The organism is Algoriphagus resistens (assembly GCF_001442615.1).
Lineage (GTDB): Bacteria > Bacteroidota > Bacteroidia > Cytophagales > Cyclobacteriaceae > Algoriphagus > Algoriphagus resistens.
The window spans coordinates 52,130-66,825 of record NZ_LMXN01000007.1 but is presented as its reverse complement, the minus strand read 5'-3'; the positions used below and the strand labels follow the sequence as shown (position 1 = coordinate 66,825).

The following is a 14,696-nucleotide window of genomic DNA, read 5'->3' as shown; positions in this document are numbered from 1 at the left end:
AATCGAATGATGAATAAAAAATCCAGAAGTGAACTTTAACAATAAACAATGCAGATAATGAAAGAAAAGAAACATATCAGAATAGGTCTTATCGGTACAGGACTGATGGGGCGAATACATACCAATGGATACAAAAGAGTACCTGACTTTTTTCCGGAGTACGAATATGTCCCAGTTTTGCAGGCTTGTTGTTCCAGAAGAGCTGATAAAGCCCAGGCTTTTGCGGATCAATGGGGATATAAATCGGTGGAGACAGATTGGAGAGAACTCCTAAAGAGAGACGATATCGATGCAGTGGATATCTGTACTCCTAATGATACCCATTCAGAAATTGCGATAGCAGCTGCTGAAGCGGGTAAAATGATTCTATGCGAAAAGCCTTTGGCAAGAACTGTAGCGGAAGCTGAAGGCATGGTGAAGGCTGTGGAAAAAGCGGGAGTGAAAAACACAGTTTGGTATAACTACAGAAGAGTGCCCGCTGTGACTTTAGCAAAGCAGGTTGTGGCTTCCGGTAAGCTCGGCAAGATTTTTCATTACCGGGCAAACTTCCTTCAGGATTGGACCATCAGCCCGGATTTACCCCAGGGAGGTGATGCACTTTGGAGACTGGATGCTGATGCTGCTGGTTCAGGTGTTACCGGGGATTTGCTTGCACACTGCATTGATACGGCTATGTGGCTAAATGGAGGTATCAAAGATGTCTCGGCCATGACTGAAACCTTTATCAAAGAGCGTGTTCATCAGGGTACGGGCGAAAAGAAAAAAGTAACGATTGATGATGCATGCGTATTCCATTGTCATTTTGACAACGGATCTTTGGGCTTATTTGAAGCTACTCGATATGCAAGAGGACATAAGGCACTTTACACATTTGAGATCAATGGAGAGCATGCCTCTATTCGCTGGGATCTACATGACTTGACCCGTCTGGAGTATTTCGATCACAACGATGAAGGCCAGGTCCGCGGCTGGAGATCAATTCACGTGACTGACGGAGATCATCCATACATGGGTAGATGGTGGATTCCAGGCACCTCCATCGGCTATGAGCATTCCTTTATTCATCAGGTGGCTGACTTCTTCCATAGCTTGGAAACAGGGGAGGCTTGTCATCCTACTTTCCGGGATGCATTTGAGACACAAAAAGTCTGTGAAGCTGTAATCAACTCTGCAAATGAACGGGCTTGGAAAGACACCGGAGTGGAGTGGGTAGAGAAAGTGTGAAAGGCTGAAGTGTAAAGTCAGAAATAGAAAAAATCCCAAAAGCAGGAAGAGCATCTCTTCCTGCTTTTGTATATCCTGTGGTTGATTCTATCAAAAAAACTGCTTCATTTTCTTCAGTCCAGTATTGGCGACTTCCTGTGCGTCCTGGGCCCAATAGGTTTCATTGAAAAGCTCCAAAGACATAATTTTGGTTCCACCCATCGCTTTGAACGTTGCAGCTATTTCTTTCAATGGTGCTATGCCATCTCCGGGATAAATCCTATCACTGTCTTTTTGCGCTAATCGGGGTTTACTGGTGAAATCGTTCATATGAAAAACCTCGATGGCATTTCCATTGAGGAGTTTCAAACCTTCAAAACCTGAACCTCCCCGGAATAAATGAAATATATCAGGAAGGATTCGAGCATCTGAATCGTTTGCTGCCGCTGCAGCAGCCAAAGCCTGTCCCAAGTGATGGAAGGGAGGGAATGCTCCCCAGAATTCCAGTTGCGGCATAACACCGGTTTTTCTTCCGAGTGTCAGAAGCTTCGCATACTGCGCGCCGGCAACCAGCAAATCTACGGGATCTGTGGCCCCGATAGCAGGGGCAGCTATCCGTTTGCAACCAATCTCAGCAAGCATGCCCATCTCCTTTTCCATTTGCTCAAAACCAGCATTGCTCTTAGTTATATCCTGGGACATCCAGGGTGCAAATCCAATGGCATTTACAGGAATTATCTTTGCGTCATCAAATAGTTTTTTAAGTGAGGCTAAAGATTTGCCTGAGTCTAGGTAGGTTTCCATCTCAGATATCCAGAGCTCTATTCCATCATATCCAGCTTTTGCAGCGATTTCTATAATTTGTGGCAGATTGAGTTTTTGACCACGTAACGTACTAGTATTTAAGGAAAATTGTATCGTTGCTTCCTTTTTCTTCGTCGTAGCAGCAAGTGCCGTTGTCAACGGGAGTGCAGTTGCTCCAAGGGCAATAGATTTGAGTAAGTTTCTTCTTTTCATTATAGGTTTATTGAAAAATTTAGCGCGTATATCCATTCAAACATCCTAATTACCGTTCAAATTATTCCGTATGAAATAGAATTTAATCTGATCTAGTATAGTATCGAACATATGCTAAAAATAAACTTTTTCACACTTTTTCTTCTGTTTTTTATAAGAACTGCAAACTTGTATGGGCAGTCACAAAGCTATTTGTCCCTATATAAGGAGCAGTTACCTTATTTTCAGGAAATAATCACTGGAGGTCAATATCAGGAGCCCCCAATGAATTATGAGGGAGATCCCTATTACATGGATCGAAAATTCGGAGAAGGTACGCTGTCGATCAATAAAATAAGCTATACCGAAGTACCACTTTTATATGATGAGAATGCTGATGTAGTGATCACATTCCACCCGATTTACCGCCAGAAGATCCTAATTAAGCCCGAGAAAGTTGAAGAATTTCAACTCAACGATGGAAGTTTATTTAGAAAATTTTCAGGGAATGAATCTTACATTCCTAACAAGAATGGATTTTATAAAGTGATAAAAGAAGGAGAGGTCAACGTCCTGGTGAAGCACTATAAGTATAGAGAACCAACCAAAGAAGTAGGTAGATACACCTACAGGTTTGTTGAAAAAACCGATTACTTCTATTGGCACTCCGATGAATTTGTTCTTGTTCGAAAGAAAAATCAGGCAATTAAAAGCTTGGGATTGAATAAGAGAGATGTGAAAAAATACTTGAAAGGGAAGTCTCTCTATTTTTCTATGGATAAAGAGAAATATATTTTAGAATTGGTTACACTTCGGGAAACTCAGGCTGGGACATTTAACGGGTTTGTCGAATGAAAAAAATTCTACTGTTAGTTTTAGTTTCCTGCTTTTTCGCTGATCTGAAAGCCCAGACAACTCCCACAAGGCTATCTGGGATATATCTGGGAATGCCATTTGAAAGATTTGCTGCGAGAATAGAGTCAGAAACTGATTTTCAATTTTACTACAAAAAGGAGGACGTAGAAAATCTTCAGGTCAATCTTCAGGCTACTGATTCAGAAATTAGGTTAGTTTTGGATCAGGTTTTTGAAGGAACCGATTTGATTTACGCTATAGATGCTTCAAATCGGATCTGGGTAAGCAAAGGACAACGAATACTAATTGATTTTTCGAAGGATTATTTTTTGGTTCAGCAGAGACAGGATAAGCTGGCAAAAGCCGGGGATTCTCTGGGTATGTTTGATAAGAACAAACGCTTTGTTATAGGAAAGTCCAGTGAAAATCCCCAGTCTAAAACAGCGGTTTTAAGCGGAGTGGTGACGAGCATAGAATCAGGCAAGCCGATGAATGGAGCCATAGTTTTAGAAAAAACGGAATATAATCAAGCTGCTACCAATCAAAACGGAGTGTATCAATTAACCCTGCCGAAAGGAAGGCATACGATTTGGGTTCAAAATATTGGTGGCTATCAAGAGCAGAGGCAGATAGACCTGAAAGGGGATGGTGTTCTCAACATGAGTATTGAAGAGACCATACTTTCATTGGATGAAGTTGTAGTGAGTTCAGGAGCATTGTCCAATGTCAATAAACTCGACATGGGTGTGCAGTCTATCAGCATCGCAGATGTGAAAAAACTTCCCGCAGTCTTGGGTGAGGTGGATGTTCTCAAAGGTATTTTGATAATGCCGGGGGTAAATACTGTGGGTGAAGCTACTTCAGGATTTAATGTGCGTGGTGGTGCAGCAGATCAGAATTTGATTTTGTACGGAAATTCCACAATTTTCAATCCTACCCATGCATTCGGATTTTTTTCGGCATTTAACGCAGACATCGTAAACGGAGTAGAACTCTATAAAGGATCCATTCCTGTGAATTATGGAGGAAGACTTTCCTCAGTATTGCAAGTTGATCCAAAGTTTGGGAGATCGGATAAAATAGGCGGCTCTGGAGGAATAGGTATTCTGACAAGCAGACTTAGTCTGGATGGGCCACTAGGCAAAAAAACAAACTTCATAGTTGGCGGTAGGACCACATATTCAGACTGGGCGTTGAATCTACTGGATGATGATGCTGATTTGAATGACAGCAAAATTACTTTTTATGATATCAACGCGAACATACAGCATAACCTCAATGATAAGAACACCCTAGAATTAACAGCTTATTTAAGCCAAGACGATTTCCGGTTTGATCCGGATACGACTTATTCCTACCAGAATTTAAATGTAGCATTGGGTTGGAAGCACTTTTTTAATGATGAGTTGGAAGGCAGGTTTACAGTTGGTAGTGATAATTATGAATTTGGAATAATCGGCCAAGAAAACCCGTTGAATTCTTTCAACTTTAGTTTTGATGTTCATCAGCTCTTCCTGAAAGCTGATTTTGAATACAGGAAGGGTGATAAGCATATCCTAAACTTTGGCATGCATGGAATTCAATATTCGTTGAATCCAGGTCAGAATACTCCCTATGGTCCTGAATCTATTGTGATCAACAAGGAACTTGATGAGGAAAATGCCCGCGAAATTTCTGTTTATTTCGGCGATGAATTTAGGGTATCCGAAAAACTGTCGTTGAGTTATGGAGGCAGGTATATGCTATACCAATTACAGGGACCGATGACAGTGAATGAGTATGTTCCGGGAGCACCCATCACTGAAAGCAATGTAATAGGAGAAGAAACATTTGGGGAAGGAGAAACGGTGAAAACGTATCATGGACCGGAATTCCGGGTGTCGGCCCGCTATATTTTGGATAATAAATCTTCTCTAAAAGCAGGTTTCAATACGATGCGGCAGAATATTCACCTGTTGTCAAATACTTCATCGATTTCCCCCACAGATTCTTGGAAGTTGAGCGATACGTACATCAAACCACAGACTGGCGGGCAAGCATCTGTAGGTTATTATCGAAACCTTGCAAAAAATCAGCTAGAATTTTCTACGGAGGTTTATTACCGATACATGGCAAATCTGCTTGATTATAGGTCTGGAGCCAGTATTATCCTCAATGAAAATATAGAACAGGATGTATTAAACTCAGACGGAAAGGCGTATGGGGTAGAACTCCTATTGAAGAAAAGCACAGGATTACTCAGAGGATCTTTGGCCTACACCTACTCGCGGTCTCTAATGAAGACTTCCGATGAACCCAGCATTGAGAAAATCAACGACGGCAGCTATTATTCAAGTAATTTTGACCAGCCGCACCACTTGGTGCTCACTGCTAATTACGAATTGAGCAAACGGGTAAATACATCGCTGAATTTGAATTACAGTACGGGAAGGCCAATAACTTTACCGATTTCTAAGTTTGATTATGCCGGCTCGGAGCGTGTTTATTTCTCTGAGAGAAATGCCTATAGAATTCCTGATTACTTCAGAGTAGATTTTTCAGTTAATTTAGAAGGAAGCCATAAGGTTAAGAAACTTGCTCACTCGTCCTGGTCACTTGGAGTTTACAACCTTTTGGGCAGAAGCAACCCCTATTCAGTGTACTACACTCCCGTGGAAGGGCAGCTAAGGGGGTACCAGCTGTCGATCTTTGCGAAGCCTATTCCATTTATTACTTATAATTTCCGATTCTGATGGATAGATTAGCCACTCTTATCTTTTTATGTGCTTTATTCACCACTGGGTGTAGGGAGCCGTTCTATCCGGATATAGCGCCTGCTGATCTTTCTGTATTGGTAGTGGAGGGTTATTTGGATACAGAAGGTCTGCCAAGTACGCTAAAGCTCAGTTATACCAGGAATATCCAAACAGAGGATTCATCAGAGCCAAGCTATCCAGGTGCCATAGTGTATCTTAGATCAGAATCAGGAGTAGAATATCCATTGACTGATATGGGATTCGGGAAATTTGAATTCGCTTACGATATTCCCGAGGATGAAAATTATAGGCTCTATATAGCTACCAACGAAGGGATAAGCTACACCTCAGATTTAATTAAACCGATTCTGACCCCGGAGATAATTGATGTGGGATTTGAGAGGAATGAACAAGGAGCAGAGATATATGTTACTACCAAAGGAGATGAAAATGCAGATGATTTTCTATGGACATATGAAGAAACTTATGCATTTCGCCCTAAAATCCCTACTTCTTATACCTACGATGCAGAGCTGGGAGATGTGGTCATCAGGGATCTGGATGAGCGGACGGACTTATGCTATAGAGGATCCGTTAGCGCTGATTTGATTTTAGAAACTTCCTCACGGTTCGAAGATCAGTTTGTTTTCAGACAATCAATTACACAGATATTGCAGGATGATGAGCGGCTGTCTGTGCGTTATAGTATTTTGATTTCCCAAAAGGCATTGGATAAGAAGGCTTCTGAATTTTGGGAAATCCTTCGCAAAAACTCAAATGATCTCGGCTCTATTTTCAGCCCTTTACCTTCAAACATTGGAGGAAATATCAAGAATGATCAAAATTCTGATGCGCCTGTAGTTGGATATGTGAGTCTTGGTACCGTGAAGCAAAAGCGATTTTACATCAATGTAAGGGAAGTGACCCCATGGAGAGCGGTAGAACCTGATTATTATAGTTGTTTTATTGAGCCTGATACTATAAGGAGAGATAGTTACGGACAATCATTCGGTAGTGGGAGTTTTGTTCCCGTCCTTCCGATTATCCCCGATGGGGCTTTCTCTCCGATAGGCTTTCAAGGAGCTATTCGCCGCTGTACGGATTGTACATTGAGAGGGACAAATGTTAAACCTGATTTCTGGGAGGATTAATATGGGCTTATCACATAGAATTTTCGTATTTCTCTTACTAAACCTAGGCTTTTCCCCATTAGCATCCAGTCAGGATCTTGCGGTGGAGACAGTGGATTTTTCTATTCCCAAGACAATATATTTTGGAGGCGAGCGGGTTTGGATAGCCAGTCAGGCAATGCAGAATAATTCTCCTGCAGAATCAAAGATCATCTACGCCGAACTTGTCAATCGATATAATGAGTCAGTCGCTATCGCAAAAATGCCTTTGGAGGAGGGGCAAAGTTTTAATTTTCTTCTGCTTCCGACTAATCTGCCATCTGATAATTATCTCTTACGTGTATTTACCCGAGTGAGCCCCTACCAAAATCTGGAGGAAGGTTTGGTTCAGAAATTTATCACGGTTTTCAATAGAAATGCACCGCCAACAGTAGTCGCTGAAGGAAGCAGAGTCACTCAAACTCAAGTTTCAAACGACATTATTTTTTCCCAGAATATCATATCAGGGGAAGTTTTGAAAATAGGCTTACCGAATGGCATCAACATAAGTGAGGTAAGTATAGCGTCAGACAATCCATTTTTGGCTGACCAAGAGAAGATTTCATCAGCAAGGGCTTATGATTCTATTGAAGAGCACAGTTTGATCCCCGAGCTTTTTGGGCATGTAATCGAAGCCAAAGTAGAGGGAGCTTCTGTCGATACTACTAAGTTGTATTACTTATCGCTGCATGGTGAAAAGTCAGCCCTTTTCACGGATCGACCTGATGCGAATGGGAGTTTATTCATTGATGCAGGTGGGATGAAAAACTGGAAATACTTAGTCGCCCAGGCTGATGGGAATGAGAGCTTGTTGGATTTTGGGATTGTTTCACCAGCTCCGGTTACACGTTTTAAAAGCACCTTTGTTTTTCCCGAACTTGAAATAAGTCCAGAGGATCAGGCTCTTCTTGAGCAATTGCTGAAAGGAGGCCAAGTAGAAGGGTATTTTGTCAATGAGTTCGATGCAAGTTTATTTCCGGTAGTCACCGGTTTTGTAGAGGATAGAGTTTATATGTTGGATGATTATACTCGCTTTGAAACGGTGGCGACAGTAATCAAGGAATATGTACCCGAGATTTCAGTAAGGACGATCAAAAAGAAGAAGGAATTCCGGGCTTTAGATGAAGTGATGGATGCTGGTTTTGATTCCAATCCACTTATGCTGATAGATGCATTGCCAGTGTTTGATTCAGATTTGCTGGCAGCTTTTGACCCAAAGGATTTTGAAAAACTTGAAGTGTTGACCCGAACCTTTTACTTAAATGAAGAAAAATACCCGGGAGTGATGAGCTTCAGTTCTTACAAAAATGATTTTGGTGGATTTCCTATTCCTTCAAACGGGATCTACCTTGACTACGAAGGAATCCAACCCAAAGTGGTGTCTGCTGCCTCTTTATTTGATGCTCCTGGTCAGGATGAGAATATCATGGACTGGAGAACAGTATTGTACTGGTCTGAAATTCCCGGAATCTCCGATCCTGGCAATTCAATAGAAATCAAGGTTCCTGAGCTAAAAGGAAAATATCTGGTTAAGGTTAAAACGACTACTCGACAAGGGGAATCGAAAAACTACCTGCAGACTTTTGAAGTGAAGTAAGCGTATTTGCTACTCGTTTTTACGCTTTAACTCGCGTTGTACAAAATCAGTGACTTTTGCTTCATATCCGCCACTATACTCTGGCACAAGCGTTTTCTTTTCAGGAAAAGATTCCATGTGTAAGGTTTGGGTAGGGAAGGCAAAGCGTACCCCAATCGAATTGGCAAGTTTCACGATCTGAACCAATACCTCATGTCGACACCTCAATTCTTCCCCCCAAGTAGGTACTTCGAAGAAAATGTAAAACATAATATCCTGGCTGAAGGAGGATAAGTTGTTGAAGTAGACATGAAACGCCTCCTTTCGGGTGCTGGGATGAGCTAGCACGATCTCTCTCAAACCTTTTACGAATTCATCGATCAGCTCTGGAGGGGTGTCGTATGTGATTGTCAAAGTAGTGTAAAACCTTCTGTATTGACGGAGGCCATGATTATCCAGGATAGCATCTGCAATCTTTCCATTGGGCACGTACATTAATGAGTTTCTGAATGTTCGGATTCGCGTAGATCTAAATCCCACTTCTTCTACAGTTCCATCGATTTCACCTGATGTAATCCAGTCACCTACTTGAAAAGGTTTGTCAATGAAAATCATAACAGAACCGAAGAAATTTTTGATCGTATCCTGTGCCGCTAAGGCAATCGCAACACCCCCAATGGAAAGACCTGTCAGGAATGGGATAATATCAAGGTTTAAACCATCTCGTAGGATAAACAACGTCCCTATCACAATCACAAATGCCTTAAGCGTTTTGCGCATCAAGGGAACCAGTTGATCGTCTAGGGTAGACTCGGTTTTAGTGGCTAGTTTAGTAAAGTAAGCCGCTACTATATCAGCCAATTTGTAGAAAATGATGGTAATCAGGAATGGCTTGAGTGTACGTAACATGATTAGAATCCAAGACCAAATCTCAATAGGAAGCTGGAGTACCCGTATAAAAAGTGAGAGTAAAACCACTATCAAGTAGAGACTGACCACTCTTGCCACTGGCAGGATATAATCTTCTCCGACTTTCCCGTAGCCATAACGCTTGAAAAGATAGAGCATTAGTTTGTCCACCACTAAGGTGAAAATCCAATGCGAAAGGAAAACCAGCAACAGAAGGATAAACAGACCCACCAATTGCCACAAATGGAGTCCTAAATATTCTTGATTCCCAATTTTTGGAAGAATATTAAGCAGTTTTGCAGTGCCATAGGGATAAGTTTCCGAGTGAAGTTCATCTATCTGGCTGACGCTGAAAGCTGAATATTTCCAACTGTTTCCAGTTTTCTGAAGAAAAATTCCTGGTAGCTTCTTTTTATCAAAATAGTAGATGTTTTCCTTCGATGTGGAGGTGCTGTCTGAGTAGTTTTGTTCGTTTGGTATTTCGTTTGTTCGAATTAATATTCCCTTTCCTTCAAAAATCTGCTTCAGTTTTACTGCTAAACGCTGGCCATTTTGATCCTTAACATCAGAAAGGTCAAGTGTCTTAGCCGCATTTTCCGGATTATAATGACCTTCTTCAAGGTTATAAAAAAAAGAAAGTGTGGTGTGATAGGGAGAGGTCAGATTAATGGAGTTGCCTACTTCATAAATATCCTGATTGTCTGAAATCAGTTGGGCAAAAGTGTGTGTGCTAACCCAAAGAAGTAGATAGAGTAGCAGGAAGTACTTTTTCAGCATTAGTCGTATCGGTGATTTTTCGCAAGTTAGCCAATCGTCAGGCTAAGCCAAAGAAAATACCCATATGCCTACTCTGCCAATTGGAATTCGATAAGTGTGGAGCCATTCACGGTCCTGATCAAATATTGGTCGAGAGACGACTGATAAGTGATCTGGATCGGACCGGTGCTTTCCAGCGGCATAGTGGTTTGTAGGTTTCCTTTGAGATCATAGAGATAGCCAAATCCTTGGTTAAGATCTGTTATAGCGAATAATTGTCTATTGGAGCCAAAATCAAAATATTGGTATATAAGATTTTCATCAGACACGCGAGTGCTGAAAAGTGTTCTTTCTGTTCGATCTAGCACACTTACTTCATTAAACTGGCGGGAGATAAGGATAAAATCGTTTTGCTTTTGATCTGGGACAAGTACGAATTCACTATCTCGATCATTTTTGATCAATTGGTTTCTATATCCGATTTCACCGTTAAAATTTGAGTGAATGACCTCTCCATTTTTTGTAATGCCGACAAGCTGTGTGGATCGTGATTTTGGATTTCTGTAAGCCATCAAGCCGGAGTTGAAAGATTCTCCGAGTTTGACTGAAGAGCCGGATTGACTTTCTCCCCTTCTGTTGAAAAGTTGAAGCCTTCCGTTTTCTGTCAAAGCTACCATATAGTCCCCCTTGCCGGGTACTCTGTGATGTGCAGGCGGGCCGATAGTTTTAGCCCCAATGGGATTAGGATCCCATCCTTCTAACTTTTCTCCGGTTTTATCTATCAGATACAGATTACCTTCAGCTGTACTGATGAAATATCGATAGTCTTTAGTATTACTGTAATCCACGAGGTTTAGCTGGATGATACTTTCGCTGTTCACATCAAAGGGATATCCTGGTAGGGAATTACCAAGTCTATCAATCCCATAGATTCGGTTTTCAGTGGCTAGCAACAATTGAAGTTTTCCGTTTTTATAGTAATCAATTTGAAATACATCTGAGATTATCGGTCCTGATAAAGCTACCGAATAAACTTCCTGACCTGCCGAATTGATCAGATGCAGGACATTGCTTTGGTCTTGCACGAGCAAATCTTCCGTATTGTCCTGGTAATTGATGATAGCTTTAGGACCGTAAATCAATCGTTGGGCAAATGAAATTCGATTACTTGGCTGCAGAGAGATTGCATCTGTGGTCTCTATCTTCGGCTTGGATGTTCCGTCATAGGGGAAAGTCAATGTGGCTTCAGTTCTGTCTTGGAGTTGGTTTATCCTGAAGGAGACCCATGGGAAAGACTTGAAAGCTTCGGAATATTTCTGAAGGAAGGAACTCCAGGATGGATTGGATTTTTTAGTCCAAAGATCCCAAACTAGGTCTGTCAAAAAGATGCGGCTAAACCCTGAAGTTGGAAGCAAGTCTTTTTTGGCTTTAGGCGCTCTAGGCGATTTACCCCAGGTGTTCCCAGAATTAATGTCCTCCAAAATGAGCTTCATTCCCTGCTGGGAATTTGTCAAAATCAGAACTTCATTCTCAGCAGTGATAAAAGTCTGCCCAAATCCCGGGAATTTGCCTTCAAATAAATGCGCAGGGAAATCTTCCTCGGATAGGTAGAGAATCTCATGACCTAAATAGAAATCAGACCCCTCGTCGCTTTCGTTTTCTTGAAATTCCTTAAGTTGCTGAATAGCCAGTGCGGCATCCCTAGTCCGTGCTAGCAGTGCTAGATTTTTTTCTGCCCCGCCTGAATTTTCCAGATCAAGTAAATACAATTCTCCGGTAAAACTGTCCAGAAAACCCTTGTCTAAGATCTTGCGCTGGATATCTCCGCTAAAAGTTGCCCTAGCTGTAAATGCCCGGTTTACGATTTTTTGGGTTTCGTATATGCTTTTGAGATTGATTTGAGTGAGGGCAAGCGTGCGATTGGAGATAGCCTCTTCGATAGCAGCAAGATTGGCCTGGATAGAAGGTGTAAAATCAACATCCTCTTCATAGATCACAGGCCCTTTGAAGACCAGTTGGTTTTCTTCCAGAATTAAATCCATCGCCACCACTCCTTGCATGATTTCCAAGGCGGAAATTGTATTGCTTTCTCGTTGTCCACCGACTCCCTTCAGCAAACTGGCTATTCCTTTGCCTGCCAGAAGGAGTCTTCCCTGCACTTCTGAATTATATGGTATTGATTTTACCAGGGAATAATAGCTAGGCTGGCCTTCGTTTGCGTAGAAGCGGATAGCCTCTTCCACTAAGAAGGAGGAAGAAGACAGTACTGCCAGATCTCCAAGTAATGAGATACTCCAAAGTCTGTTGTTTTCGGAGTCGTAATATTCCAACACATCTTTATCAGAGTATTTTCGGGTTTGGAATCTTGATCCTGAAGGAATTCGGGATTTGATTTCGTCTATGAAATCTGTTGCTGTCGAGGGATTGAGATTTACGGTAAAAAGTAAATCAAACGTCTCAGAGCCAGTAGAATGAAGGCTGACCGTAGCTTGTTGTCCGTTAATAGATTGTGCGATTTCGCCAGATCCTCCATTAAGACTGTCTAGCGTGATCAGTTGATCAGCTAATCTTTGAAATGCCGGAAAGGTTTTTAGAATATCCCAAACAGGATCATTGACTAAAGTATTCCACTGAGCAGCACCCTCGAATGTCTCGAAAACAAAAACTGCATTTTGACTGATTACTTCTAGACTGTTTACTTGGCGGGATGAAAAGTAGGATTTGTAGATCCAAAAGCCGACTCCGGCAAGGAGTATAGTGGTGACAAGAGTAAGTAGGCTTTTCCAGATCTTCACAGGCTCAAGGATGATTCAGATGGCATATTACAAAAATCAGACCTAAGAAACCCCCACAAAAGCAAGAGAATCCAAGGTCTGCTATATAAAAGTACCGGGATTATTTGCCCAGTTTGTTCAATACTTCCATTACTTCTTTAACATGGCCTCTGGAAGTCTCAAGAAGTGCTTTTTCTTCGGCATTCAGATCTAGCTCCAATACTTTCTCTACACCGTTTTTGCCTAGAATTACCGGTACACCAAGGTAGCAATCGTCGATTCCATATTCACCTTCAAGTTTGATGCACACCGGAAATACTCTTCTTTGGTTCTTCAAGATCGCTTCTACCATTTGAGCTGCTGCTGACCCTGGAGCATACCAGGCAGAAGTACCCATCAGCTTCACTAGCTCTCCACCTCCAAACTTAGTTCTTTCGATGATCGCATCAAGCTTATCTTTGGCAACCAGCTCAGTCACCGGGATACCTGCTACTGTGGTATAGCGGGGAAGAGGAACCATGGTATCACCATGACCTCCCATGAGGATTGCCTGAATTTCTTTTGGAGATACATTTAGTTCCTCAGCAAGAAACGCTCTGTAACGTGCCGTATCCAGAATACCAGCCATACCGATTACTTTATTTCTAGAAATATCCGCAGTGATATGGGCTTGATAAGTCATTACATCCAGTGGATTGGAAACCACGATGATGATTGCATTCGGAGAGTGCTTGATGACATTCTCAGTTACGGACTTCACGATACCAGCGTTGGTTTCGATCAGATCGTCACGAGTCATACCTGGCTTACGGGGAAGACCTGAAGTGATTACTACAACGTCTGAATTTGCGGTTTTGCTATAATCATTTGTGCTTCCTATAGTTCGGCTATCGTATTGATTAATAGGTGCTTTCTGGAAGATGTCAAGTGCTTTTCCCTCAGCTACGCCTTCTTTGATGTCAATTAATACAATTTCCTCGGCGATTTCGCGATAAGCTAATACATCAGCACAAGTTGCACCTACGTTACCAGCTCCTACTACGGTTACTTTGCTCATTAGATCTATAAATTTTATATATGAATATTTTGTGTTAAAAAGCGGCGCTAAGATATTAAACAATGCCTAGGATTCGAAACAGACCCCAGAATAGTTTGGAAGTAATTTAGGTTTTTTGACAAATACGAAAAACGCTGGTTGAACGAGCTTATTCAAACATTTGACGAAGGCTGAAGAAGCCAAAAGATTCTCTGTAGGAGCGGAAAAGACGCTGATTATTTTGATTGTAATATTCCGCCAATGAAGTCATCATTTTTGCTTTGATCTTTGGGTTACTGTCAAAAATTTCCTGCATTGCAAAGTATGGGATTACAATTAATTCAGCATCATCAGAAACAACCAATGCAGTATATGTTCTTTTCGCATTTTCAAGTAAGGAGTTTTCTCCAAAAGCCTGGCCTCTTTTTATTTCAAGAATAGTCTCAAAATTATCTTTGACATCAATGGTGAGACTGATGTCTCCATTTTTGACTAGGTAAAGCGCCTGACTGGGGTCCTTGCTGAAGAAGACCACTTCGTCCTTTACATACTTCCTGTGGTGCATGGCAGGAATAAACCGAGCCATTTCCTTATCTTTCAAGTTTTCAAAGAATTTAATCTGTCCAAGAAAGTTGAACATTTGTTCCTCAGTATCAGTGTATGTTTTAGAAAATGGATTACGCATTT

The 14,696-nt window shown here is 41.5% G+C and carries 10 protein-coding genes; 5 read left to right on the top strand and 5 right to left on the bottom strand.

Annotation, left to right across the window (positions count from 1 at the left end; all coding sequences use genetic code 11):
• Positions 1-57 precede the first annotated feature (57 nt).
• Entirely contained in the window at positions 58-1,224 is a 1,167-nt protein-coding gene (locus AS141_RS13875; RefSeq protein ID WP_057938276.1) for a Gfo/Idh/MocA family protein, read from the top strand.
• Between the two features lie 90 nt (positions 1,225-1,314).
• On the opposite strand, the gene AS141_RS13870 is transcribed toward AS141_RS13875, so the two are convergent.
• Positions 1,315-2,220 carry a sugar phosphate isomerase/epimerase family protein gene (locus tag AS141_RS13870; protein ID WP_198293552.1) on the bottom strand — a complete coding sequence of 302 codons (906 nt, stop codon included), beginning with the start codon at positions 2,218-2,220 and terminating at the stop codon, positions 1,315-1,317.
• 111 nt (positions 2,221-2,331) lie between these two features.
• On the opposite strand from AS141_RS13870, the gene AS141_RS13865 reads away from it, so the two are divergent.
• Genes AS141_RS13865 through AS141_RS13850 form a run of 4 tightly spaced genes read left to right on the top strand, consistent with a single transcriptional unit; the run spans position 2,332 to position 8,555 of the window.
• Positions 2,332-3,054 carry a hypothetical protein gene (locus AS141_RS13865; protein ID WP_057938275.1) on the top strand — a complete coding sequence of 241 codons (723 nt, stop codon included), beginning with the start codon at positions 2,332-2,334 and terminating at the stop codon, positions 3,052-3,054.
• On the top strand, positions 3,051-5,786 hold the full coding sequence (locus AS141_RS13860; RefSeq protein ID WP_057938274.1) for a TonB-dependent receptor: 2,736 nt from the start codon (positions 3,051-3,053) through the stop codon (positions 5,784-5,786). The genes AS141_RS13865 and AS141_RS13860 overlap by 4 nt, the downstream gene beginning before the upstream one ends.
• Positions 5,786-6,940, top strand: a complete 1,155-nt coding sequence (locus AS141_RS13855; protein WP_057938273.1) for a DUF4249 domain-containing protein — start codon at positions 5,786-5,788, stop codon at positions 6,938-6,940. The genes AS141_RS13860 and AS141_RS13855 overlap by 1 nt, the downstream gene beginning before the upstream one ends.
• A 1-nt stretch (position 6,941) precedes the next feature.
• The gene (locus AS141_RS13850) at positions 6,942-8,555 is read left to right on the top strand and encodes a hypothetical protein (RefSeq protein WP_157243478.1); all 1,614 of its coding nucleotides are present in this window, start codon (positions 6,942-6,944) and stop codon (positions 8,553-8,555) included.
• Positions 8,556-8,564: 9 nt separating this feature from the next.
• On the opposite strand, the gene AS141_RS13845 is transcribed toward AS141_RS13850, so the two are convergent.
• The 4 genes from AS141_RS13845 to AS141_RS13830 all read right to left on the bottom strand — a co-directional run bounded on the left by AS141_RS13845 (position 8,565) and on the right by AS141_RS13830 (position 14,694).
• Positions 8,565-10,220: a mechanosensitive ion channel family protein gene (locus tag AS141_RS13845; protein WP_057938271.1), complete on the bottom strand. Its 1,656-nt coding sequence runs from the start codon at positions 10,218-10,220 to the stop codon at positions 8,565-8,567.
• A gap of 68 nt (positions 10,221-10,288) precedes the next feature.
• Positions 10,289-12,994 carry a hypothetical protein gene (locus AS141_RS13840; RefSeq protein WP_057938270.1) on the bottom strand — a complete coding sequence of 902 codons (2,706 nt, stop codon included), beginning with the start codon at positions 12,992-12,994 and terminating at the stop codon, positions 10,289-10,291.
• A 100-nt stretch (positions 12,995-13,094) separates the two neighbouring features.
• Positions 13,095-14,030: a malate dehydrogenase gene (gene mdh / locus AS141_RS13835; RefSeq protein WP_057938269.1), complete on the bottom strand. Its 936-nt coding sequence runs from the start codon at positions 14,028-14,030 to the stop codon at positions 13,095-13,097.
• A gap of 148 nt (positions 14,031-14,178) precedes the next feature.
• Complete coding sequence (locus tag AS141_RS13830; RefSeq protein WP_057938268.1) at positions 14,179-14,694, bottom strand: Crp/Fnr family transcriptional regulator; 516 nt, start codon at positions 14,692-14,694, stop codon at positions 14,179-14,181.
• Between the last annotated feature and the right edge of the window lie 2 nt (positions 14,695-14,696).